Source organism: Pseudarthrobacter sp. NPDC058329 (assembly GCF_042879835.1).
Classification (GTDB): Bacteria; Actinomycetota; Actinomycetes; order Actinomycetales; family Micrococcaceae; genus Arthrobacter.
In genome coordinates, this window is the sequence record NZ_JBHVZR010000002.1 from 125,201 (window position 1) to 146,603 (window position 21,403).

The following is a 21,403-nucleotide window of genomic DNA, read 5'->3' on the forward strand; positions in this document are numbered from 1 at the left end:
GCTACCGGGAAAGTTTTTCCTCATCCGGTTCCAGATCGCCGATGTGGCCGGGTGCGTTCGCGGCCAGGACGCGGGCAACGAAGGCGCCGTACTCGTCCATATAGTGGCGCAGGAATTTGGCGGTGCCCTCGTCCCTGACCTCGCCGCCCTCACCAAAAACGTTGGCGTTGAAGTGGATGTAGGCTTCCGGGGCATTCAGCTGGGGGGCATCCAGGAAGCTGAGGACGCTGCGGAACGAGGACTGCATCACCGCGGTGCCGATGCTGCCCACCGACGCGCCAATAATTCCGGTGGGCTTGCGGGCGAACGAGTTGCTTCCCCATGGCCGCGAGCCCCAGTCGATGGCGTTCTTGAGGGCACCGGGAATGGAACGGTTGTACTCGGGGGACACAAACAAGATCCCGTCGGACGCTTCGATGGCCTCCTTGAGGGCGCGGCCTTCGGGCGGAAAATCGGCGTCGTAGTCGTAGCTGTACAGGGGTAGGTCCTTGATGGGGATCTCGGTGAACTCCAGGTCTTCCGGAGCCAGCTTGATCAATGCTTGGGAGAGTATGCGGTTGATGGAGCCGGTAGCGAGGCTCCCCACGAAGTATCCGATCTTGAACGGTGCCATGAGTGTTCCTTCCAATGGCCAGTCAGCGCCGGCCGTCCATGTTCTGCCTGGAAATAATGCCGCCGGTGGCGGACGGCGGTGGTGCCCATTGCAGCACCAGTCCAGCACAGAAGGCCCGTCCCGGCCAGAGCCCCCGCAAGGTCCTTGACAGGGCGGGACGGGGGGCGCTGAATGATCTGTAGCGAAGTCCACGGACGCGGTCAGGAGCAGCCATGAGCGAGAATCCATTGCAGGATGAGCGGGTCCATGCGGAGGCACCCGCCGAAGGCGACCCGGACGCGGACATCACCGAGATCAGGGTCCACTCCCAGGACCCGGCCGAAGGTGCGGACAGTCCGGAAGCTCCCGGCACATAGACCGCACCCTGCAATTCCTCCCCGGCGGTGGACCGCCGCCTGCTGATCCACGCGCCCCCACACCCTTTAGGAAGTACTCCAAATAGCGGCAGCCCCTTGTGGCGGGGCTTACTGGTGACTATTTTTGAAACGAATCAGAAAGCGCTTTCCAAAGCCGCGCGCGGCAGCTACTGGCCCCCGCATGTATCGAAGCAGCAGAAACGAAGACAACGGAGTTGGACACATATGAGTGAAAACACGCTGATCAGGTGGATCGACGGCGATGCACCGGCAGAGCTCAGCAGCGGTACCACCTGGGGCATGCCGTTTCCCCGCGGAAAAGTAGCGGGCCCGCACCAGCTCTCAGTCCGGGACCGGGAGGGCCATCCCATCGCCAGCCAGGCCTGGCCCCTGGCCACCTGGCCAGACGGTTCGCTCAAATGGGCAGGAATCGCACTGCCCGCCACCGATGCGCCGTCCCCGGCCTATGAGGTGACGGCCGACGGCGGTGCGTCACCTTCCGAAGCCAGCTTCCCGGCGTCGGACGCCACCACCGTCAACAGCCCCACCGGCGTCACCGTCACGGAGGGCGCGGATGCGATCACGGTGGATACGGGTGCCCTGCGGATGGTGATCAGCCGCAGCGGCTCCCACCTCTTCAGCAGCCTCACCCGCGGCGGCACGGAGGTGGCCCGGGACGCGTGCCTGGTCAGCCTCCTGCAGGACAGCATTCCTGAGGGTGCCGGCACTGCCACGCGGGAGGCCTTCACCGGCGCGGTCACCGCGGTGGTGCTGGAACAGAACGGTCCCGTCCGCGCCGTGGTGCGGCTGGAAGGACACCACCGTCCGGACGCCGAGGGCAGCAACGGGCGGCGCTGGCTGCCGTTTGTGGTCCGGTTCTACTTTTACGCCAACGCCCGCAGCGTGCGGATGGTGCACTCGTTCATCTGGGACGGCGAGGCGGAGCAGGACTTCCTGGCGGGGCTGGGCGTCCGGTTCAGCGTGCCAATGGAGGCCGAACTCCATGACAGGCACATCCGCATCGCAGGGGCGAACGGTGGATTCCTCACCGAAGGTGTGCGCGGGCTGACCGGCCTTCGAAGGGATCCCGGCGAGGAGGCGCGCCGGGCGCAGGTGGAAGGACGCCCCACCCCGCCGCCGGCCGATTGGAACCCCGAGGTTTCGGAGCGGCTGCACCTGATTCCGGCCTGGAACGACTACACGCTCACGCAGCTCAGTGCTGACGGCTTCGAGCTGCGCAAGCGCACCGCGGCCGGGCACGCCTGGGTGGGGATTTCGGGCGGTACCAGGTCCGCAGGATTCTGTTCGCTGACCGATACGCGCGGCGGCTTCGGTGTGGGCATTAAAGACTTCTGGCAGTCACACCCCGGCCAGCTGGACATCCGCAATGCCGCCACCGCCGAGGCCTCCGTGACCGCGTGGCTGTACTCCCCCGAGGCGCAGCCGATGGACCTGCGCTTTTATCACGACGGGCTGGGCCAGGACACCTTCGAGGAACAGCTGGAGGGGCTGGAGATCACCTATGAGGACTACGAGCCGGGCTTCGGCAACGCCTCCGGAATTGCCCGCACGCATGAGTTAACTCTTTTCGCATACGAGGGCACCCCGGCAACGGAAAGCCTGGCGGCGGACGCGGCTTCCGCCTCCGCACCGGCCCTGCTACAGGCCTCTCCCGAGTATCTGCACTCCGTGCGTATCTTCGGCGACTGGGATCCGGTGGACCGCGGCACCCCTGCCCGCACGGAGCTTGAGGACCACCTGGACTTCCTCTTTGATTTCTACGCCGGCCAGGTGGAGCAGCGCCGCTGGTACGGCTTCTGGAACTACGGCGACGTGATGCACACCTACGACCACGACCGGCACGTGTGGCGCTACGACGTGGGCGGCTACTCATGGGACAACTCCGAGCTATCCCCTGACCTCTGGCTCTGGTACTCCTACCTCCGCTCCGGCCGGGCGGACATCTTCCGCTTCGCCGAGGCCATGACCAGGCACACGGGCGAGGTGGACGTCTACCACCTGGGCCCGTGGCGCGGCCTGGGCACCCGGCACAATGTCCAGCACTGGGGCTGCAGCGCCAAGCAGCTCCGCATCAGCACCCCCGCCTACCGCCGCTTCTACTACTACCTGACGGCCGATGAACGGACTGGGGACCTGCTGACGGAACTGGTGGACAGCGACCAGAACTTCCTGGGGCTGGATCCTGTGCGCAAGGTCCGCCCCGACGCCGACACCTACCGTCCCAACCGGAACGCCCTGGGTGTGGGACTTGGCACGGACTGGGGCTCACTCGCCGCAACCTGGCTGACGGACTGGGAACGCACCGGCAACCCGCGCTCCCGCGATCGCCTGCTGGGCACCATGGCGGACATCGGAGCCCTCAAATACGGCTTCCTCACCGGCGAGGCCCTCTACGACCTGGACAAGGGACGGTTCGACACCGGCCGCGAGCTGATCCAGGTGTCCCACCTCAGTGCCGTGTTCGGACTGGTGGAAATCTGCAGCGAACTGGTGGACCTGGTCCAGGACCCGGCCTTCGAACGGGCGTGGCTGCAGTACTGCCGCCTGTTCCTGGCTACCAAGGAGGAACAGGTTGAGGCCGTGGGCCAGCCGCTGCCGGGCATCTACCTCACCCAGGCGCACAGCCGGCTCACTGCCTACGCTGCCGCCCGACTGGATGATCCGGACCTCGCGGCCCGTGCCTGGACCAGCTTTGCCGAGGGCGGGGAACACCTGAACCATGAATCGGCCTTTACGCTGCGGAAGATCGAACCGCCGCATGTGCTGCTGCCCGTTGACGAAGCCCCCACGGTATCCACGAACGACACATCCCAGTTCGGCCTGGCGGTCATCCAGAACCTGGCACTGATCGGCAACCAGCTCCGCTAGCCTCCCGCCATCACGACGGCGGCGCTCGGCGAGGCTGCGCACCCACCCAGGTGCCGCCGTCGCCCGTTGCCCTCCCTGACCCAACTAACTCGCAGTAAACGTCGCCGTTCCGCGTTTTAACGACGTTAACTGCGAGCTGGTTGGGAGGGGTGGTGAGGCGGGTCCGGGGGGAGCAAACTAGTGCTACTGATGACCTCAGTTCTCTCATCGGATTCGGTTCAGTCGAAGGAGACATGGTGAGCACGAAAGTAGAGAAACGGATCGTGGTGGACGTGCCGGTCAGCACGGCCTACAACCAGTGGACGCAGTTCGAGGATTTCCCGCACTTCATGAGCGGAGTGGAGAGCGTGACCCAGTTGAGCGCCGACCGCCTCAAGTGGGTTGCCCACATCGCCGGTGTCCACCGGCACTGGGAGGCGAAAATCCTCGAGCAGGTCCCGGACCGCAAGGTGGCCTGGGCTTCCACCGAAGGCGCAACGAACGCCGGCACCGTCGAATTTCGGGATCTCGGCGGAAACAGGACCGAACTCGCTTTGACGCTCGAGTACCAGCCCGCCGGAGTGGTGGAAAAGCTGGGTGACCTGCTCCACGTGGTGGGCCGCCAGGCGGACCACGACCTGAAGAAATTCAAGGAATTCATCGAGCACGAGGGCCACTCCACCGGGGCCTGGCGCGAAGCCATTCCGGGGTCGATGGCCGGAAGCCCCGCCAGCACTGTGGCGTCCACACCGGCAGCCGCGGCGGAGTCCACTGAAGCGCCGCGGCCCTACAACAGGTTCGAGCACCCGTTCGACCAGACCGGCGGCCTGGTGGACTTCGAGGGTGAGTCGGATGAGACGGCCGAAGGCGAGAATTACAGCGCCAACGCGCGAAAGAACCGCCACAATCAGGACGGCACCATTCCGCCCTACGGCAACCTTTTGCAATAGCCCGGAACCGCCCTCCCCTGAACAGCGTGACGGCGGCCGGTGGCTTGGGAATCCGGTGCCACGTGCCGCCGTCGTTTTCTCCTGCTCTGGAAACCTGCCAGCCCAAACGGTATGTTGGTAAGCATGCTGATGATTTTTACCGACTCATCAGCTTCCCGGTAACAAAGCGAAGGAGACGTTATGAGCACGAAGGTGGAAAAACGCATTCTGGTGAACGTACCGGTAAGCACCGCTTACAACCAGTGGACCCAGTTCGAGGAATTCCCGCACTTCATGGGCGGCGTCAAGAGCGTTACGCAGCTCAGTGACGACCGGTTGGAGTGGGTGGCCGAGATCGGCGGCATCCGCAGGCAGTGGGAAGCAAAGATCCTGGAGCAGGTCCCCGACCGCAAGGTTGCGTGGGCAGCGACGGAAGGCGCCACAAACGCCGGCGCCATTGAATTTGAAGACATCGGCGGCGGCCAGACTTCCCTGCTGCTGACGCTTGAGTATGAGCCCGAGGGCATCATCGAGAAGGTGGGCGACAAGCTCAACGTGGTGGACCGGCAGGCCGAGGCGGACCTGCAGCGGTTCAAGGAATTCATCGAGGATGAGGGTTACGCCAGCGGCGCGTGGCGCGGCAGCGTCAGCTCCGGAGCACCCGCAGGCACGCCCGGCGTTGAGGACGCAGCAGGATCCCGCGGCGATTCGGGCAAGGCAGGCATCTCCGGCAAGGTGGCAGCCGGCCTGGGCGTCGCTGCGGCAGCGGGCGCGGCAGCAGCAATGGCCGGGTCCAAAAAGGACACCACCGAGGGTGCCGATGTAACGGTGACTCCAGTGGTTCCCGGGGAGCCAGTCACCGTCACGCCGGTCCCGACGGACACGACCGCCACCACGGGCATCACAACGACAGGCACGACGGCGGCAGCCGGCTCTACCGGTTCAGTCGCCGACCTCGGCAATGACAGGGTGGGCCACGCTTTCGACCAGACCAACGGCCTGGTGGACACCACCGGCGAGTCTGACGAGACAGTGGAAGGCGAAAACCTGAGCGCCGGTGAACGGCGCGAAGGCGACCGCCGGCCCGACGGCGGCCTGCCGCCCGTCGGCGGGAACCTCGGCCAGCACTGACGGCAGCCTGACCGCTAAGCGGACGTCCGGCGTCGGACATTCATGACGGCCGGCCGCCCCTTGGACAGCAAACCAAAGCGCCGCCCGACTCCTTGTGGAGGCGGGCGGCGCTTCGCTGCGTCTGGTGCTACTGGCCCGTGCCGGCGTACTTCACCGACGGTGCGGGCGGAGTCTCCATGCCCTCGCCGATAAAGAAGCCCGGGTGCGGCGGCTGGTTGTACGCCACGTTCTCGCGGGCAACGGCGGTCCGGTAGGTTGTGTCGTGCATCAGGGTGCGGAGCCGGACCTCGGTGGGTGAGGTGCTGGTGTAGATCCGCAGCTCGGTGCTGTCCGACGACGGGAAGGCCAGTTCCTCGCGCCAGTCACCCAGAAGGTCCGCCTGGAGCGACGGGTTGCCCTTGGTGTGGTTGTTGGTCCTTGCGCCGGTGGCGGTCAGGAGCCGGTCACTGGATTCGGTTTCCCAGTTCCACTTTGAAATGGTGGGGACACCCACGCCTGCTGCGGCGTCGAACTCATGGTCAACAACTTCGCGGAGCAGGTCGCCGTCCCACCATGCCATAAAGTTGGCGGCCGGGATCTTCCCGGCAATGCGCTCACCCTTTGCGGACATCAGGTATCCAACCGGGGAGTTCCAGGCAGCGTCGCCACCAACTGCCCAGCCTTCAGCGCCAGCGTAGCGGGGATCGATGTCCCCGGCAGCGCCACGGCCGGTGTCCCGGGTGGCGGGAATGCTCCATAGAACTTCGCCGGTGGCGGCGTCGCGGAACGTGGCGCCGCGGTTGCCGCTCTGGCCCATGCTTTCGTGCACGGCGAAGGTTTCCAGGCCCGGGCGGGACGGGTCCCAGTCGCTGGTGTGGATCGCGTCGCCGTGGCCCAGCTTGGTGTTGTAGAGCGGCGTGCCGTCGTCGTCGATGGTCATGGAGCCGAAGACAAACTCGTCCTTGCCGTCCTGGTCCACGTCAGCCACGGACAGGTTGTGGTTGCCCTGGCCCTTGTACTCGGCGCCGGAAATGTCCGAATCGAAGGTCCAGCGCTTCACCAGCTTGCCGTCCACCAGGTCATAGGTGACCAGCACGGCGCGGGTGTAGTAGCCGCGGCTGAACATCAGTGAGGGCTTCTCGCCGTCGAGGTAGGCGACGCCTGCCAGGAAGCGGTCCACGCGGTTGCCATAGCCGTCACCCCAGGCGCTGACACTGCCTCGCGGCGGGTCGTAGGGCACGGTGTCCATGATGGTGCCTGTGGCGCCATTGAACACTGTGAGGAATTCCGGCCCGGACAGGACGTACCCGCCACTGTTGCGGTAGTCAGCTGCCGCATCGCCGATGACAGTCCCGGCGGCATCCGTGGTGCCGTCCGCCGTCTTCATCGACACCTCGGCCTTGCCGTCGCCGTCGAAGTCGTAGGCGAGGAGCTGGGTGTAGTGGGCGCCGGCCCGAATGTTGCGGCCCAGGTCGATGCGCCACAGTTTGGTGCCGTCCATCTTGTAGGCATCAACGTACACGTTGCCGGTGTAGCCGGACTTCGAATTGTCCTGTGCGTTGGAGGGGTTCCAGAGCTGGAGGATTTCGTAGCTGCCGTCACCGTCGAGGTCCGCCACGCTCGCGTCATTGGCGGTGTAGGTGTAGGCCTGCCCTGTGGGGGTGACGCCGTCGGCCGGCTTATCGAGCTTGATGGCCAGGTAGTTCTGCGCCAGCGGGGTGAATTCGACGCTGAGCTTGTCCTGCCCGTTGCCGTTGCCCACCGCCTTGATGACGTACTTGGAGGCTGCGGTTCCCGCCGGGTCAACGTAGGTGGTGGTGTTCCGGATGGGCTCTTCTGTGAGCTGGACGCCGTCGCGGATCACATGGAAGCCGATGCTGTCCTTGTCCAGGCCCAGCATGCGCCAGCCCAGGGTGGCGCCCTGGTCCGTCAGCACGGCAACTGGTGCCCGGTCCAGGTTCTCCACCTGGCGCTGGAGGCCTGCTTTTCCTGACTGGTGTGGTGCAGTGGCGGGGCTGGCCTGCGCCAGCGGTAGGCCGGTAAATGCCAGCGCCGCAGCGGCGAGGGATGCTGCAGCAGCGAGCGGCGCGGCCCTTCGGCCGCCTGCACGGGAGGAACGGGAACATTTCGAGGGAAAAACCAAAAGAACATCTCCTTTGATGCGGCGGCAGCTGAGTCTGCCGCACGACAGTTTGGAACGTTTCACTCTTAGGCGCGACCAAGCCCCATTAAGGTGGCCTGGGCGGATCGAAGCAGGAGGGAAAACGCTTTCTGCCCTATTGGTTTATCAGTGCCGCGGTCGTCAGGTCAAGGGTCCCGGCGGTCCGACGTGGGAGAATTTGTTCCATTGCGTTTCGTTATGGGCGGGTAGCTTGGATTTAGTCAGTCACGTGCGGGAACCAGGACCACTTCGTGCGGGCTGGCCGGCCGGTTGAACTGTGCGTTCACGGCGGCGAGGGTATCGCCGAACCTGGCCACCGTCGTCGGAATGTCAAAGTGCTTGCTGGTGATGACGTCCCGGACCGTCCCGGACGAAAGGTCATTGGCAAGCTTGACGCGGGCGATCTGGTTGAGCATGTTCTGAACGGCCCACAGCGTGTTGCCCTCCACCAGGATCCCGTCCACAAACCGAAGGTCCAGGCCCTTGATCCTGCTGCTTTCGCCACTTCCCGGATTCACGGTGTAGAGGGCCGCATTCTTTGAGTGGGCCACAATCAGCACGCGGCCGTCCCTGGCAGACTCGATTCCGTTCAATCCAAAGTCTTCAGGCGCCAGGGCAGCTCCCGCCTCGCCCTTCACTGTCAGCGTCCTGACAGCTTTACGCACCTCACCCCAGCGGTTGGCCTTGACCTGGTACAGCTCGCCGTACTTCGAGTTCGTGAACCATGCGCCGTCGTCGGTAAGAACCACGTCATTGATGAATGAGCCCGCCTTGGTGGTCAGCGTGAGGTCGGCGACCGTGGCCTTGGTATCGGTGTTGTAGATGTATGCCTTCCCGTTGCCCCCGCCGGCCACGTACAGCAGGTTGTTGCGGACATCGGCCTTCATCCCGACGGCCATCCGCCCGTCCGGCACATCAATGAAACGTTTGGCCTTGTCGTCCCGAATGTCGCCACGGAAAATATCGCCGGTCATGAGCTCCCCGGCATAGAAAGTCCTCCCCTTGCCCGCCGCGATGCCCTCTGCGGATTTGGCACCGTCGAGCACAATAACGTCGTCCCGGGAGGGCGGCGAGGCGGCTGCCGGCAACGCAGTGGGTGATAGCAGGGCCAAAAGGGCGATGAATCCAACGGCGGTGCGGCGCTGTACTCGGAGCATGATGCTTCCTTGGGTTGGGCTGGTGCGCGGGGCCCAATCTGCGGCAGCTCCGCACGATGGTGTAGCCATTTTAAGCGCCTGCAGGATGGCCCGCCAGAGCTGATGCCCCCTTCATAGTCGCGGAGATCCACCTCGCCGACCACCATCGGATTCCGGAATCTGCTTACAATCGAAACCTCAATCAACTACTGAGGGACCCATGAAGAAACTCGCCACAGCCTTGATCGCCGCCGGACTAGTTGTCTCCGCCACGGCCTGCACCGCTTCGAACCAGCTCAGCACCGCGGAAACCTGCGAGCGCATCCAGACCGTTGTTTCCAACCCGGCCAACAACGCCGGGAAGACGGGCATGAACCGCTTGGCCAACCAGATCCGCCCCATTCACGCGGTCGCTTCCAATGAGCTTAAGCCGGCCCTGCAGTCGATCCTTGAATACACGGACGAGCAGGCGAAGGAAACCCCGGACGAGGCCAAGCTGACCGAACTCCAGGCCGGTTACGAGCAGGCCGGCACCACCTACAGCCAGTTCTGCAGCTAATCCTTCTTTGACCGGTCCCGGCCGCCTTCCCTAAAAAGCGGCCGGGTCGGTGTTGGCACCGCAAAGAACCACGGCAACGGTTTCATCCGGAGCCGGGACATACGCACCCGAAGTCAGGGCGGCGTACGCCGCGGCGGCGCCGTGTTCCACCACCATCCGGTAGTCGCGCCACAGGAGCGAACGCGCTGCGACGATGTCGTCGTCGGACACCAGGGCGCTTAGGACGCCGGTGCGGACCGCCACCGAGAAGCCGATGTCACCGATGCGGCGGGCTCCCAGGGAATCAGCCGCGACGCCGGAAACCGCCACGTCAACGGGTTCACCGGCTGCCAGGGCGGCATGGAGCGTTGGTGCGTTTTCGGGTTCGACGCCCACTACCCTCGCCCGGCCTTCGACCGCTGCGGCGATACCGGCCATCAGCCCACCGCCGCCCACGGCGACCAGCACGGTGTCCACCCCGGCCAGCTGCTCCAGCAGTTCCGTACCCACCGTTCCGGCTCCGGCGGCGATCTCGGGCTGGTCATACGCGTGGCAGTAAACAGCGCCGGTTTCCCGGGCATGGGCCACGGCGGCCTGGTAGGCCTCGGCGTATTCGGCTCCTCCCTGGACGACCTTGGCTCCGATGGCTTCGAGCTTCGCCACCTTGACCGGCGGTGCGGCAGCGGGGACAAACACCGTCGCCGGAACTCTCAACTGGGCTGCAGCATAGGCGTTGGCCAGCCCGGCGTTTCCACCGGAGGCCACCACCACTCCGACGCCTGGCTCCAGCTCCCCGCGCTCCTTGCTGGCAAGAATGCGGTTCAGCGCGCCCCGGGCCTTAAACGTTCCGGTGTGCTGCATGAACTCGCACTTGAACCACACGTCTCCCGGAAACGTCCCCGGGTCGGCCTGCAGGACCGGCGTCAGCCGGGTAAGGCCTGCCGTCCGCCGTGCCGCGTCATCCACATCGGCGCGGGTGATCATGTCAGACTTCGTCGTCCCAGGTTCCGGGCTCCTCAAGCGCTTCTTCCGGCTTGTGCTCCTGCGACGGTGCGCCGCTTCCTGAGTACGACGCCGGTACGGTTCCGGCTGCGTGGGCCTGCTGCTCCTCGCGGATGTTGCTTGCACCCGGCAGTTCGGGGTGCTGGCCGCCCTGCGGCGCCTCCGTCACCTGCTTGGCCTCGTCAGGGTCACCGGGCCCGCGAAGGTCTGCGGTGTTCCGGGGCTCCTCATTTGAAGTAGTCATGCTCCTGCCTTTCTCCTTGAGTAGCGGCTGTTCTCCTGGTCCGGGCTTACGGCCCAGGCCAAGAACTCCAGCCTACGGTCTGCAGTCACAATCGGGTTTTAGCACAGCACTACGCGCCACCACGGGCTTTCGCATTGTGGAAATACAATTTCCCCTTGCGGAAATGATGTGACGGGGGTTACTTTTGGCATAAGGCCCCGCACTTCCGGGGCGTCCCCCATTTGGATAGGTAAAGGTCAATGAAGATCCCCAACCCTGAGGCACTGAAGGCGAGTTCGGTGCCCGCGAAGAGGAAGCCGCTGTACAAGTCGCTCTTCTTCCAGATTCTGATCGCTGTCGTGGCAGGTGTCCTCATCGGACATTTCTGGCCGGACCTCGGATCACAACTGAGGCCGCTCGGAGATGGCTTCATCAAACTGATCAAGATGATCATCGCGCCGCTGATCTTCCTGGTGATCGTTACCGGAATCTCAGCCGTAGGCGACGTGAAGGCGGTTGGAAGGGTAGGGGTCAAGGCCCTTGTCTATTTCACGGCAGCCACCCTGTTCGCCCTGGTCTTCGGACTTGTGGTGGGCAACATCGTCCAGCCCGGAGCGGGCCTGAATATCGATCCATCCACCCTGTCGCAGGCGGACCTGGACGCAAAGACCGGCGCCGGCGCACCCAAGGACGCAGCGTCATTCATCCTGGATGTCATCCCGGCCAGCGTCATCGGCGCATTTGCCAGCAACAGCCTCCTGCAGGTGCTGTTCTTCTCGGTGTTCTTCGGCGCAGCCATCGTGGTCATTGGCCGCCAGCGGTGCATGCCGGTCATCAGCCTGATGGAAACGGTCCTCGAACTGATTTTCAAGATCATGTCCTGGATCATGAAAGTGGCGCCCATCGGCGCCTTCGGAGCCATGGCCTTCATCATCGGCCAGTACGGGCTCAGCACCCTGAGCACTTACGCCCTGCTGATCGCAGCCTGTTACGGAGCCGCCGTCATCTTCATCGGCCTGCTGTTTGTCGTTGCGTGGGCTGCCGCCCGCGTACCCCTCTGGCAGTTCCTCAAGTACACCCGCGAGGAATTCCTCCTGGCACTTGGAACCGCATCCACTGAAGCCGTAATGCCCCGCATCATGACCAAGCTGACCAATGCCGGCTGTTCCCGCGCCACCACCGGCCTCGTGGTTCCCACCGGGTACTCCTTCAACCTCGACGGCGCAGCGATCTACCTGTCCATCTCGCTGCTGTTCCTGGCGCAGGCCTTTGGCCACAATCTGGACCTGGGCCAGCAACTCGCAGCCCTCGGCGTACTCCTCCTGACCTCAAAGGGCATGGCAGGCGTCCCCGGATCGTCCTTTCTGGCGCTCTCAGCCACAGCCGCCGCCCTGGGCATCTTCCCGGTGGCCGGCGTGGCCCTCCTTCTCGGCGCGGACCGGCTCATGGACTCCATGCGAGTGGTGGTCAACCTGCTCGGCAACTGCGTTGCCACGTTCGTTGTCTCCAAGTGGGAAGGACAGTTCGACCGCAGCGTTATGGTGCGGGCCTTCAAGGGTGAGATCACCAATCACGACTCCGCCATCATGCTCGGCAAGGAGGAAGTTTTTGAGGGCCAGGAACTTCAGCGGCTCAGTGAAGGACAGAACCCGTCCCCCAAGTTCCGCGGCGGCCCAAACCCCGAGGAAATCCCCCAGTTCCAGATGAGTAAGTCCGCCCGCACCAACGCGGGCAGCACCCCGGTGGAGTAGCCGGGCAGGATGAGTGCGAAGGAGGGCAGGACCATCAGGTCCTGCCCTCCTTTAGCTCTCCTCCGAACAGGTCCTAACGCGAAGCGGTAGGCGACGCTGAGGACGTTTCGGCCTCGGTAGCGGTAGGCGACGCCGAACCGCCCGGTGACGAAGTGCTCGTGGAACCGGAAGTGCCGGTGGGCGTCGGGCTGGAAGTTGCGCTGCCGCCGTCGGCCTTCTTCAGCACCTCATTGATAAGGTCTTCGAGCTCCTTCTGGTCCGGATCGCCCAGGTTCGCGCCGCTCTTGGTGGCAACAACCAGCAGCCTGCCCTCGGCGGCGGAGACCTGCATCAGTTTCTGCTGGTTCCCGCCGCTGCGGGTGCTGAGGGTGCCAAAGGTCTTCCCGGCGTCCGTGCTGGCCTGGAGTTCCTCGCTGGTGACCTCGTACGTCTGGCCCAACGCCGTCACTGAGAATGTGGCACACTGGCCCATCTTGCCGCTGATCCCGTCCAGGATTTCGACGGCGCTCTCCCCTTCGCTGCCCGACTGTGCTGAAACGGTTCGCGGCTGGTCACCCTCTGAAAGCGCGACGGCGACCGCCCCGTTTTCCGCCGTGTCCAGCAGTCCTGCGGTAGCGATGTCCTTGCAGTCTGCGGGGTCCACGGTCGCCGTGCTCAAAAGCAGGTTGGCGATGTTGCCGCCCTGGTCCACCTGCTCCTTGGAGTACAGCTTGAGCTCGCTGCCGTCGTCGTCCTTCAGGCCGGAGATCAGCCCGCGGAGCTCATCCTCCGTGTAGACCTTCGCTTCGGCAGTCTGGCTGGCCGAAGCACTCGCCGTCCCGGTAGCAGTAGGGCTGGCAGCGCCACCACCGCCGCCCGTGCAGCCTGCCAGGGCAATCATTGCCGCAGTCATCAATCCAAGCGCAGGTACTTTTCGCATCAGATTCAACCTCTTTTGAGATAGGAAGCATGCTTAGTGTTCTTAACCCTAGAGGGTTTTCCCCGGTGCAGGGAATACCGGCGTGGCTACTTCAGCCGTTTGCCGGCCCGGAAGGCAGGGCCGCCTGAGGCTGTGAAATAATCCGAAGAGTGGTCCTTACCGGACCGCTCCACGATCGGAGGGGCCGCCTTGCCAGCCACAGCATCAACCCCGGGCACCGCTCCCGCGGCGAGCGCGGCCATCAATAATTCCCAGGTCCCCAAGCATGAGCAGCTGCGCCTGATTATCCTCAAGCTGGCCAAGGAGGACCTGGAGCCCGGCGCACGCCTTCCCAGCGAGCGGACCCTCATGGACTCCTATGGCGTCAGCCGCATTACGGTGCGGGCCGCCATCGGCCGGCTCGTCAACGAAGGGCACCTTGTCCGCGTCCCCGCGAAGGGCACTTTTGTGGCCGACTCGCCCGTGCAGTCCACCCTGCACCTCGCGTCATTTACGCAGGAGATGGAGGCCATGGGGCACGTACCCAGCACTGTTGTGCTGGTGGCAGAGTCCGCCCCGGCCCCGGATGACACCGCTGAAGCGCTCAGCCTGGCGCCGGGATCCGAGGCCATCCACCTCAAGCGCCTTCGGCTGGCGGACGGCCGGCCGGTCAGCGTTGACGATGCCTGGTACAACCCGGAGCATACCCGGGGCCTGCTGGATCTCGACCTGACGGGATCCGTGTACAAGGCACTCGCTGCGCAGCTCGGCCACGAGATCGACAGGGCCCGGCAAAGTGTCCGGTCCGAGGGCGCCCCGCCGGATGTCGGAGCGCTCCTCGGCACGGGAACGGGTGCCCCGGTGTTGGCATTCGACCGCGTTTCCTACTCAGGGCGCCTGGCCATCGAACACTCGCGCTCCTGGTACCGCTCGGACCGTTACGCGCTCAACATGGAAGTCAGGCTCTAGGAATTAGCCTTCGCGGCTAGTCGAGCGAGAACAGGCCGGCGCCTGCCGTCACAGTGCCGGACGCTAGCAATGCAGCTGTGTCCGGTTTCGTGTCAAGCACGACGACGGGACTCACCATTGAATACCCCGCCGCCAGCGCGGCGGTGGGGTCCACGCGCATAACGGGCGCACCGGCATCAACGGTGTCCCCCTGCGCGATCAGCAGCTTGAAACCCTCGCCCTTGAGTTTGACGGTGTCGATGCCCACGTGGGTAAGGACGCCGCGCCCGGATGACTCCACCACCACAAAGGCATGCGGCAGGAGCTTGATCACTTTTCCGGCAACCGGGGATACGACGTCGAACATCCCGCCCGCGGGAGGCTCGACGGCCGCGCCGGACCCCACCATCTGGCCTGCGAAGACGGGGTCCGGGACATCGGCCAGCGGAACCACCGTGCCGCTGATGGGCGCGTGGACAACAAGGGATTGTGCCACTAGAGGAGGTCCTCGATGTCTTCGGCCAGGTTGTCAGCCTCCGGTCCCACAATGACCTGGACAGCGGTTCCGGCAGCCAGGACGCCGTGGGCTCCGGCGGCCTTGAGGGTGGCCTCGTTGACGAGTGAGCCGTCTTTGACTTCCGTGCGCAAACGCGTGATGCACGCTTCGATTTCCACGATGTTGCCGGCTCCGCCGAGGCCTTCAATGATCTTTTCTGCTTTGGACATGGCTGCCCTTTCTGACGGTGCCCGCTCAGAGCACTTATTCACCACCGGAGCCGGCGGCTCAGGTGGGACCAATTATGGCTTCAGCGGCCGCGCCTTTTAATAGCCCGGCTGCTTAGCCCATGCCTTGACAGGCACTCGTGGGATGAATCACACTGAACTGGTCATAACCAGACAGTACCGGCTAACCCCATCACTCCACAACCCCCAACGAACCCCCGCAGAGGTGCAACCATGTCAACATCTGATACCGCCGCCCTGGCCCCGGAGAAGAAGCCAAACAGGGTTTTCGCGAACCTGCAGCGCCTGGGCCGCTGCCTGATGCTCCCCATCGCTGTCCTTCCCGCTGCAGGCATCCTCCTGCGCATAGGCCAGGCAGATCTGCTGGGAGCGATTCCCGGGTTTGAAGGGGGCGCAGCTGTCATCTCCGCCGCCGGCAATGCCGTCTTCACCTGGCTCCCGTTGATCTTCGCCGTGGGCATTGCCATCGGCTGGGCGAAGAAGGCGGACGGGTCAACCGCTTTGGCGGCAGTGGTGGGGTACATGGTGATCGACGGTGTCTTCAAGGCCATGTCACCGCTGGTCCTCGCGGGGCAGGTGGACTCCACGGGCAAGCCTGCGGTCATCAATTACGGTGTCCTCGCCGGCATCGTTGTGGGCCTCTTCTCCGCGATGCTCTGGCAGCGCTTTTACCGCACCAAGCTTCCTGACTTCCTGGGCTTCTTCAGCGGCCGGCGCCTGGTGCCAATCCTCACCTCCTTCACCAGCCTGGTGGCCGGCGTCGCGCTGGCCCTTGTCTACCCGTTCTTCAACGCAGGCCTCTCAGCCGTGGGTGAGGCCGTGGCGGGCAATGCCGTTGCCGGCGGCGGAGTCTACGGCTTTGCCAACCGCATGCTCATTCCTGCGGGCCTGCACCACATCCTGAACTCGGCCGTCTGGTTCCTGATCGGCGACTACACCGACGCCTCCGGCCAACTGGTCCGCGGTGACCTCAACCGGTTCTTCGCAGGCGACCCCACGGCGGGCATTTTTATGACCGGGTTCTTCCCCATCATGATGTTTGGCCTGCCGGCCGCCGCCCTCGCCATCTGGCGCCACGCCAAGCCTTCACAGAAGAAGATCGTGGGCGGCATCATGCTCTCCACCGCCCTCACGGCATTCCTCACCGGGATCACGGAACCGCTCGAGTACTCGTTTATGTTCGTTGCCTTCCCGCTCTACATCGTCCATGCTGCCCTCACAGGAACCTCGATGGCCTTGGTCAACGCACTCGATATCCACCATGGATTCACTTTTTCCGCAGGACTTATCGACTTCATCCTCAACTTCGGCAAATCGGAGAACGGATGGCTGCTCATCCCTATCGGCCTGGGGTATGCAGTGATCTACTACTTCCTTTTCTCGATCGTTATCAAGCGCTGGAACCTGCGCACCCCGGGCCGGGAGGACGACGAAGTCACAGTGGAAACTGACGCGGCCAAGTAAACCGCCGGCAATCACCCGTCCAAAAAACAGCAACCGAAAGCACCCGAACACCATGGAAATCGTGATCCTTCCCGCTCCTGCGGACGTAGCCCGCACGGCTGCTGATGTCATCGAGCAGCAGGTCCGCAGCGGCCCGTCTGTCCTTGGGCTGGCCACTGGGTCCACGCCCCTTGGCACCTATAAGGAACTCATCGAGCGCCACCGCAACGGCGGACTGAGTTTCGCCGGAGCGCAGGCCTTCCTCCTCGATGAGTACGTGGGCCTGCCCAGCGGACATCCGCAGTCCTACCATTCGGTGATCCGGGACGAATTCGTGGACAGCGTGGACTTCACACCGGGCGCAGTCCACGGCCTGGACGGTGTGGCGACGGACCTCGAAGCTGAAGCAGGCAGGTACGAGGCCTCCATTGCAGCAGCAGGCGGGGTGGACCTCCAGATTTTGGGGATTGGAACTGATGGCCACATCGGTTTCAACGAGCCGATGTCCTCGCTGGCCTCCCGGACCCGGATCAAGACGTTGACCCAGCAGACACGGCAGGACAACGCCCGATTTTTCGAGGATCCGGGGGACGTTCCGGACCATGTGCTGACCCAGGGTCTGGGCACCATCCGGGAAGCCCGGCACCTTCTGTTGCTGGCCATGGGTGAGGCCAAGGCAGAGGCGATTGCGGCAGCCGTGGAAGGTCCAGTGGCGTCAGTCTGCCCGGCCTCCGCGCTCCAACTCCATCCGCACGTCACCGTCCTGGTGGATGAGGCCGCGGCGTCCAAGTTGGCGCACCGCGAGTACTATCAGGACACCTTCGGGCGCAAACCAGCGTGGCAGGGACTTTGAGCGGGCATCGGTTCCAGATGCCACAGCTTGAGCTGGCAGTGGAAAGCGCCGAGGGCGTGCGGCTCGCGGCCGCCGTGGGTGCCGTGCGGGTGGAACTTTGCGCCGCCCTCGCGGAGACGGACGGGATCACGCCGAGCATCGCCGCCGTCGAACAGGCATGCCGGGTGGGCCTTCCGGTCCACGTGCTGGTCCGCCCGCGCCCCGGCAGCTTCACCTATAACGCCGAGGAGCTTGAGGTGCTGGAGGGCGACGTTGTTGCGGCCCTGGGTGCCGGCGCCGCCGGTGTGGTGGTGGGGATGTTGGCGGACGACGGCGGACCTGACGTTGCAGCGCTCCTCCGGGTTGCGGAGGCGGCACGCAGCCACAGTCCGGCCGCAGAGGTGACGTTCCACCGGGCCTTCGACGCGGCGCTGGCCGCGGGGGTGGACCCCGCTGAGGCCTTAATCCGGCTTGAACGCGCCGGGGTCAACCGCGTACTCACAAGTGGCGGCAGCCCGGACTGCACCGCCGGACTGCCGATGCTGGCGCGGTTGGTGGAGCTGGGCCGTGACCACGCGCCGCAGTTACAGATCATGGCCGGAGGCGGAGTCCGGCTGGAACTGATGTCCGCCCTGGTCCGCAGCGGAGTTCATGCCGTGCACACCTCCGCGCGGAACCACAACCATTCCACCGGGACCCGGACGAGTGCCGCCGATCCCTTACTCGCAGCCGGAATGGCTGCGGCGCTGGCAGCAGGAGGCTGACGAGGCATGAGCGGGGAACTGATTCTTCGGGGCCGTATCCTGTCCGGGAGCATGGACATCGAGGATGGCCTGCTGGCGGTCGACGGCGGGCACATCACCTACGCCGGGCCGGCGTCGGACTTTCCGGGGGAGACCAGCCTTCGCGGCGACCCCGGCAGCGCAGGGGACCTGAGTTCCCCCGACGCGCGCGGCCGCATCCTGATGCCGGGTTTGGTGGACCTGCACTGCCACGGCGCCCATGGCTCAGATTTTTCCGAGGGCTCGGAGGAAGGCGCCCGCGCTGCAGCCCGCTATCTACACAGCCGCGGCACCACCACGCTGCTGGCAAGTTTGGTCACGGGAGCCCCGGCGGACCTCATCCGGAACCTCAAGGCGCTGCGGTCGGTGGCTGAGGAGGGACTTATTGCCGGGTCCCATCTGGAAGGCCCCTTCCTCTCTCCCGGGCAGTGCGGCGCCCATGACCCCGCCTTGCTGCTGGACCCCGACGCTGGACTGATGAACGAACTGCTGGAAGCCGCAGGTTCGTCCCCGGCGTCCACGACTCTGGCCTCCATGACCCTGGCCGCCGAACTTCCCGGCGCCAACGGGCTGGCGGACCTGCTGGCTGCCCGCGGGGTCATCCCATCGCTGGGCCACACCGCAGCAGATCACCCGGCCGCCGATTCGTTCCTGGCGCGGGCAGCCGCCGGGCTGTCCGCAGCACCCCACCCAGCGGGCGGCGCGCGCGAGGCGCGGCGTCCAACGGTCACCCATCTCTTCAATGCGATGCCCGGCCTGCACCACCGCTCCCCCGGCCCCGTCTCCGCCTGCCTCAGTGCCGCACGCGCCGGGAACGCCGTCGTCGAGCTCATTGCCGACGGCGTCCACCTCGCCCCTGAGACCGTGAACACTGTGTTCGAACTCGTCGGGGCGGACAATATAGCCCTGGTGACGGACTCCATGGCTGCTACCGGGTTGAGGGACGGCCACTACAAGCTGGGCACGTTGGCCGTGACCGTCGATGGCGGGGTGGCCCGCGTGGACAGCACGGGCGCAATCGCTGGCGGAACGGCCACCCTCCTGGACGTTGTCCGGTCAACCGTTGCCGCCGGTGTTTCCCTGCGGGACGCGGTCGCGTCTGCGAGTGCGGTCCCGGCGTCGGTTCTGGGACTGTCGCGGCAAACGGGGGATTTGCGGGCCGGGATGTTGGCCGACGTTGTTGTGGTGGACCTCGATCTGAATCTGGCGGGAGTCCTGCGCCGGGGTGAGTGGGTGACGGGGCTGTAGTGGTCCGTGTGGGTTGCATGGATGGCGGCAGCGCAGAACGGCCGCCCAGGTCCGCCGTTTCGACCGGCCCCGCACGAATTGTCAGTGTCTCGATGGATGATGTTGGTATGAGAAAAGGCGGAGGCGGACCGGCAGCGATGGAGGGCATTCATGCTTCTGTTGCGGGCCTCGATGTGCTGTTCCTCGAAGAGGCCGCCCTGGATTCCGGTGCCGGCGACGGTGCTGATGTTGATGTGCTGCAGCGCCAGTACGAGATCCGCCTGGAGCGGATGGCGGCGGTGAAGCAGTTGGAAGCGCAGCTCGCCGCGGTCAAAGCCCAGGACGCGGCAGAGGCCCTCGGCATCCAGCACGCCATCACCCCACCGGACGCGCCCGTGCATGAGCGCACCTATGCCGAGATGTCAGCGGTCGAGGAAATCGCCGGGGTCCTCACCATCAGCTACCCCGCTGCTGGGGCGCTCGTCAGCCAGGCCCGTCAACTCTGCGCACTGCCTCTGGCCGTGGCCGCCCTGTCGGCCGGGGCCATCTCCTGGCAGCACGCCCGGATCATCGCCGACGAAACTGAAGGCCTCGGCCCCGCCGGCGCCGCGGCCCTGGTGGCGCACTTTTTCGACCCGGACGCACCCCGCCCGGCCCGCGGAGCCGCGGCCGGGGAACTCGTCCCGTCCCGGTTCCGCGCCAAAGTCCGCACCTGGCGCGAACGCCACCACCCCGACACCCTTGAGAAACGCCACACCAAAAGCGCCGCCGACCGGCGGATGGAATACACCCCGGACCGCGACGGCATGGCCTGGATCTCGCTCCACCTGCCCGGCGACACCGCCTGCGCCATCTGGAACCGCACCACCGCCCTCGCCCGCGGCCTCCAAGGCCCGGACGAGCCCCGGACCATGACCCAACTACGCCCCGACATCGCCGCCAGGCTCCTCCTTAGCGCACCCGCCGCAGGAAGCGCCCGCCACGCGGACACGGGCCTAGGTGCACCTGCAGAAACGGACACTGCAGAACGTGACTGCAGAAACGGGCACTGCAGAACGTGACGCTGCAGAAACGGGCACTGCAGAACGTGACGCTGCAGAAACGGGCACTGCAGAACGTGACACCGCAGAGAGGGCGGCGGCCAACGGAGCCCCGGCTAACGACGGGATTGCAACCCTGGGACAGGTCCCGGTGCCCAAGGCCGATGTTCTCGTCACCGTCCCGGTGTTCGCCCTGCTCGGCCTGACCGACGAACCCGCCAACCTCGACGGCTACGGCCCGATCCCGGCCTCCATGGCCAGGAAACTCGTCGCCGACGGCGCAAGCTCCTTCTACCGGGTCCTCGTCGACCCCCGCGACGGCGCCCCACTGGAAATCGGCCGCACCAACTACCGCCTCACCCCAGCCATGAAAAAAGCACTCCGGCTCCGCGACGGAAAATGCACCTTCCCCGGCTGCAACAACCACTCCCCCGACAACGACACCGACCACCTCAAAGCCTGGCAACACGGCGGGACCACCGGCATCAGCAACCTGGCCCAGCTCTGCCCCAAACACCACCACCTCAAACACAACAGCCCCTGGACCCCAACCACGGCCACCAAAGACCAACCACCCGGCTGGACCTCACCCACCGGCAGACACTACAAAACCGAACACCACCACTGGGAACCACCCCACTGGCCACCCGGGTCCTTGCCAGCGGAAACACCAAGGTCCCTGCCATCGAAGAAAAGCCCCTTCGAAGACGCCCTCACTAACCTGCTAACCGGCTGAAGCGCGCCGCCGCGTGGTTGGGCGAGGTGCTGTGCCGCCGCCTGGGTAGCTGAAGCACGCCGCCAC

19 protein-coding genes and 1 pseudogene are annotated in these 21,403 nt (G+C 65.2%); 12 read left to right on the plus strand and 8 right to left on the minus strand.

Going from position 1 to position 21,403, the window contains the following annotated elements:
* Position 1 precedes the first annotated feature (1 nt).
* The gene (locus ACFVYC_RS05020) at positions 2-613 is read right to left on the minus strand and encodes an NADPH-dependent FMN reductase (protein ID WP_387547406.1); all 612 of its coding nucleotides are present in this window, start codon (positions 611-613) and stop codon (positions 2-4) included.
* Positions 614-825: 212 nt separating this feature from the next.
* Between ACFVYC_RS05020 and ACFVYC_RS05025 the strand changes: the two genes are divergently transcribed.
* The 4 genes from ACFVYC_RS05025 to ACFVYC_RS05040 all read left to right on the plus strand — a co-directional run bounded on the left by ACFVYC_RS05025 (position 826) and on the right by ACFVYC_RS05040 (position 5,897).
* Positions 826-969 (plus strand): hypothetical protein, encoded by a 144-nt coding sequence (locus ACFVYC_RS05025; protein WP_387547409.1) that lies wholly within the window; start codon positions 826-828, stop codon positions 967-969.
* A gap of 225 nt (positions 970-1,194) precedes the next feature.
* On the plus strand, positions 1,195-3,858 hold the full coding sequence (locus tag ACFVYC_RS05030) for a Tat pathway signal sequence domain protein (RefSeq protein ID WP_387547411.1): 2,664 nt from the start codon (positions 1,195-1,197) through the stop codon (positions 3,856-3,858).
* Between the two features lie 236 nt (positions 3,859-4,094).
* Positions 4,095-4,787: an SRPBCC family protein gene (locus ACFVYC_RS05035; RefSeq protein WP_387547413.1), complete on the plus strand. Its 693-nt coding sequence runs from the start codon at positions 4,095-4,097 to the stop codon at positions 4,785-4,787.
* Between the two features lie 180 nt (positions 4,788-4,967).
* The gene (locus ACFVYC_RS05040; RefSeq protein ID WP_387547415.1) at positions 4,968-5,897 is read left to right on the plus strand and encodes an SRPBCC family protein; all 930 of its coding nucleotides are present in this window, start codon (positions 4,968-4,970) and stop codon (positions 5,895-5,897) included.
* A 127-nt stretch (positions 5,898-6,024) separates the two neighbouring features.
* Here ACFVYC_RS05040 and ACFVYC_RS05045 read toward each other — a convergent pair whose 3' ends face one another.
* Positions 6,025-8,019 carry a rhamnogalacturonan lyase gene (locus ACFVYC_RS05045; protein ID WP_387547416.1) on the minus strand — a complete coding sequence of 665 codons (1,995 nt, stop codon included), beginning with the start codon at positions 8,017-8,019 and terminating at the stop codon, positions 6,025-6,027.
* A 239-nt stretch (positions 8,020-8,258) separates the two neighbouring features.
* The gene (locus ACFVYC_RS05050; protein ID WP_387547419.1) at positions 8,259-9,194 is read right to left on the minus strand and encodes a hypothetical protein; all 936 of its coding nucleotides are present in this window, start codon (positions 9,192-9,194) and stop codon (positions 8,259-8,261) included.
* A 199-nt stretch (positions 9,195-9,393) separates the two neighbouring features.
* On the opposite strand from ACFVYC_RS05050, the gene ACFVYC_RS05055 reads away from it, so the two are divergent.
* On the plus strand, positions 9,394-9,732 hold the full coding sequence (locus ACFVYC_RS05055) for a hypothetical protein (protein WP_387547422.1): 339 nt from the start codon (positions 9,394-9,396) through the stop codon (positions 9,730-9,732).
* A gap of 30 nt (positions 9,733-9,762) precedes the next feature.
* Here the strand turns inward: ACFVYC_RS05055 and ACFVYC_RS05060 are convergent, their stop codons facing one another.
* Complete coding sequence (locus ACFVYC_RS05060) at positions 9,763-10,695, minus strand: threonine/serine dehydratase (protein WP_387547425.1); 933 nt, start codon at positions 10,693-10,695, stop codon at positions 9,763-9,765.
* A gap of 1 nt (position 10,696) precedes the next feature.
* Positions 10,697-10,957 (minus strand): hypothetical protein, encoded by a 261-nt coding sequence (locus ACFVYC_RS05065; protein WP_387547428.1) that lies wholly within the window; start codon positions 10,955-10,957, stop codon positions 10,697-10,699.
* Between the two features lie 239 nt (positions 10,958-11,196).
* On the opposite strand from ACFVYC_RS05065, the gene ACFVYC_RS05070 reads away from it, so the two are divergent.
* A complete protein-coding gene (locus ACFVYC_RS05070) occupies positions 11,197-12,687 on the plus strand; it encodes a cation:dicarboxylate symporter family transporter (RefSeq protein ID WP_387547430.1) in 1,491 nt (496 codons plus the stop codon).
* 73 nt (positions 12,688-12,760) lie between these two features.
* On the opposite strand, the gene ACFVYC_RS05075 is transcribed toward ACFVYC_RS05070, so the two are convergent.
* Positions 12,761-13,579, minus strand: coding sequence for a hypothetical protein (locus ACFVYC_RS05075; RefSeq protein ID WP_387547433.1), 819 nt, complete (start codon positions 13,577-13,579; stop codon positions 12,761-12,763).
* A gap of 216 nt (positions 13,580-13,795) precedes the next feature.
* Between ACFVYC_RS05075 and ACFVYC_RS05080 the strand changes: the two genes are divergently transcribed.
* Positions 13,796-14,554 carry a GntR family transcriptional regulator gene (locus tag ACFVYC_RS05080; protein ID WP_387547434.1) on the plus strand — a complete coding sequence of 253 codons (759 nt, stop codon included), beginning with the start codon at positions 13,796-13,798 and terminating at the stop codon, positions 14,552-14,554.
* Between the two features lie 16 nt (positions 14,555-14,570).
* On the opposite strand, the gene ACFVYC_RS05085 is transcribed toward ACFVYC_RS05080, so the two are convergent.
* Positions 14,571-15,029, minus strand: a complete 459-nt coding sequence (locus tag ACFVYC_RS05085) for a PTS glucose transporter subunit IIA (protein ID WP_387547435.1) — start codon at positions 15,027-15,029, stop codon at positions 14,571-14,573.
* Positions 15,029-15,259, minus strand: a complete 231-nt coding sequence (locus ACFVYC_RS05090; protein ID WP_104043504.1) for a glucose PTS transporter subunit EIIB — start codon at positions 15,257-15,259, stop codon at positions 15,029-15,031. The genes ACFVYC_RS05085 and ACFVYC_RS05090 overlap by 1 nt, the downstream gene beginning before the upstream one ends.
* 231 nt (positions 15,260-15,490) lie before the next feature.
* Here ACFVYC_RS05090 and ACFVYC_RS05095 point away from each other — a divergent pair, with 231 nt between their 5' ends.
* The 5 genes and pseudogenes from ACFVYC_RS05095 (at position 15,491) to ACFVYC_RS05115 (ending at position 21,337) form a co-directional block, all read left to right on the plus strand.
* Positions 15,491-16,741, plus strand: coding sequence for a PTS transporter subunit EIIC (locus tag ACFVYC_RS05095; RefSeq protein ID WP_387547439.1), 1,251 nt, complete (start codon positions 15,491-15,493; stop codon positions 16,739-16,741).
* Positions 16,742-16,793: 52 nt separating this feature from the next.
* Positions 16,794-17,573, plus strand: coding sequence for a glucosamine-6-phosphate deaminase (nagB, locus tag ACFVYC_RS05100; RefSeq protein WP_387547440.1), 780 nt, complete (start codon positions 16,794-16,796; stop codon positions 17,571-17,573).
* A gap of 17 nt (positions 17,574-17,590) precedes the next feature.
* Positions 17,591-18,316 carry a copper homeostasis protein CutC gene (locus ACFVYC_RS05105; protein ID WP_387547443.1) on the plus strand — a complete coding sequence of 242 codons (726 nt, stop codon included), beginning with the start codon at positions 17,591-17,593 and terminating at the stop codon, positions 18,314-18,316.
* Positions 18,317-18,322: 6 nt separating this feature from the next.
* The gene (locus tag ACFVYC_RS05110) at positions 18,323-19,582 is read left to right on the plus strand and encodes an N-acetylglucosamine-6-phosphate deacetylase (RefSeq protein WP_387547446.1); all 1,260 of its coding nucleotides are present in this window, start codon (positions 18,323-18,325) and stop codon (positions 19,580-19,582) included.
* Between the two features lie 137 nt (positions 19,583-19,719).
* Positions 19,720-21,337: pseudogene (locus ACFVYC_RS05115) on the plus strand (HNH endonuclease).
* The last annotated feature ends 66 nt before the right edge of the window (positions 21,338-21,403 follow it).

Excerpts from the sequence above, each read along its gene's own strand:
- ACFVYC_RS05055 (WP_387547422.1), top strand. The coding sequence starts at position 9,394 with ATGAAGAAACTCGCCACAGCCTTGATCGCCGCCGGACTAGTTGTCTCC.
- ACFVYC_RS05065 (WP_387547428.1), bottom strand. The coding sequence starts at position 10,957 with ATGACTACTTCAAATGAGGAGCCCCGGAACACCGCAGACCTTCGCGGG.
- ACFVYC_RS05070 (WP_387547430.1), top strand. The coding sequence starts at position 11,197 with ATGAAGATCCCCAACCCTGAGGCACTGAAGGCGAGTTCGGTGCCCGCG.
- ACFVYC_RS05040 (WP_387547415.1), top strand. The coding sequence starts at position 4,968 with ATGAGCACGAAGGTGGAAAAACGCATTCTGGTGAACGTACCGGTAAGC.
- ACFVYC_RS05095 (WP_387547439.1), top strand. The coding sequence starts at position 15,491 with ATGTCAACATCTGATACCGCCGCCCTGGCCCCGGAGAAGAAGCCAAAC.
- ACFVYC_RS05090 (WP_104043504.1), bottom strand. The coding sequence starts at position 15,259 with ATGTCCAAAGCAGAAAAGATCATTGAAGGCCTCGGCGGAGCCGGCAAC.
- nagB (WP_387547440.1), top strand. The coding sequence starts at position 16,794 with ATGGAAATCGTGATCCTTCCCGCTCCTGCGGACGTAGCCCGCACGGCT.
- ACFVYC_RS05025 (WP_387547409.1), top strand. The coding sequence starts at position 826 with ATGAGCGAGAATCCATTGCAGGATGAGCGGGTCCATGCGGAGGCACCC.
- ACFVYC_RS05075 (WP_387547433.1), bottom strand. The coding sequence starts at position 13,579 with ATGACTGCGGCAATGATTGCCCTGGCAGGCTGCACGGGCGGCGGTGGT.
- ACFVYC_RS05030 (WP_387547411.1), top strand. The coding sequence starts at position 1,195 with ATGAGTGAAAACACGCTGATCAGGTGGATCGACGGCGATGCACCGGCA.
- ACFVYC_RS05105 (WP_387547443.1), top strand. The coding sequence starts at position 17,591 with ATGCCACAGCTTGAGCTGGCAGTGGAAAGCGCCGAGGGCGTGCGGCTC.
- ACFVYC_RS05060 (WP_387547425.1), bottom strand. The coding sequence starts at position 10,695 with ATGATCACCCGCGCCGATGTGGATGACGCGGCACGGCGGACGGCAGGC.
- ACFVYC_RS05110 (WP_387547446.1), top strand. The coding sequence starts at position 18,323 with ATGAGCGGGGAACTGATTCTTCGGGGCCGTATCCTGTCCGGGAGCATG.
- ACFVYC_RS05020 (WP_387547406.1), bottom strand. The coding sequence starts at position 613 with ATGGCACCGTTCAAGATCGGATACTTCGTGGGGAGCCTCGCTACCGGC.
- ACFVYC_RS05050 (WP_387547419.1), bottom strand. The coding sequence starts at position 9,194 with ATGCTCCGAGTACAGCGCCGCACCGCCGTTGGATTCATCGCCCTTTTG.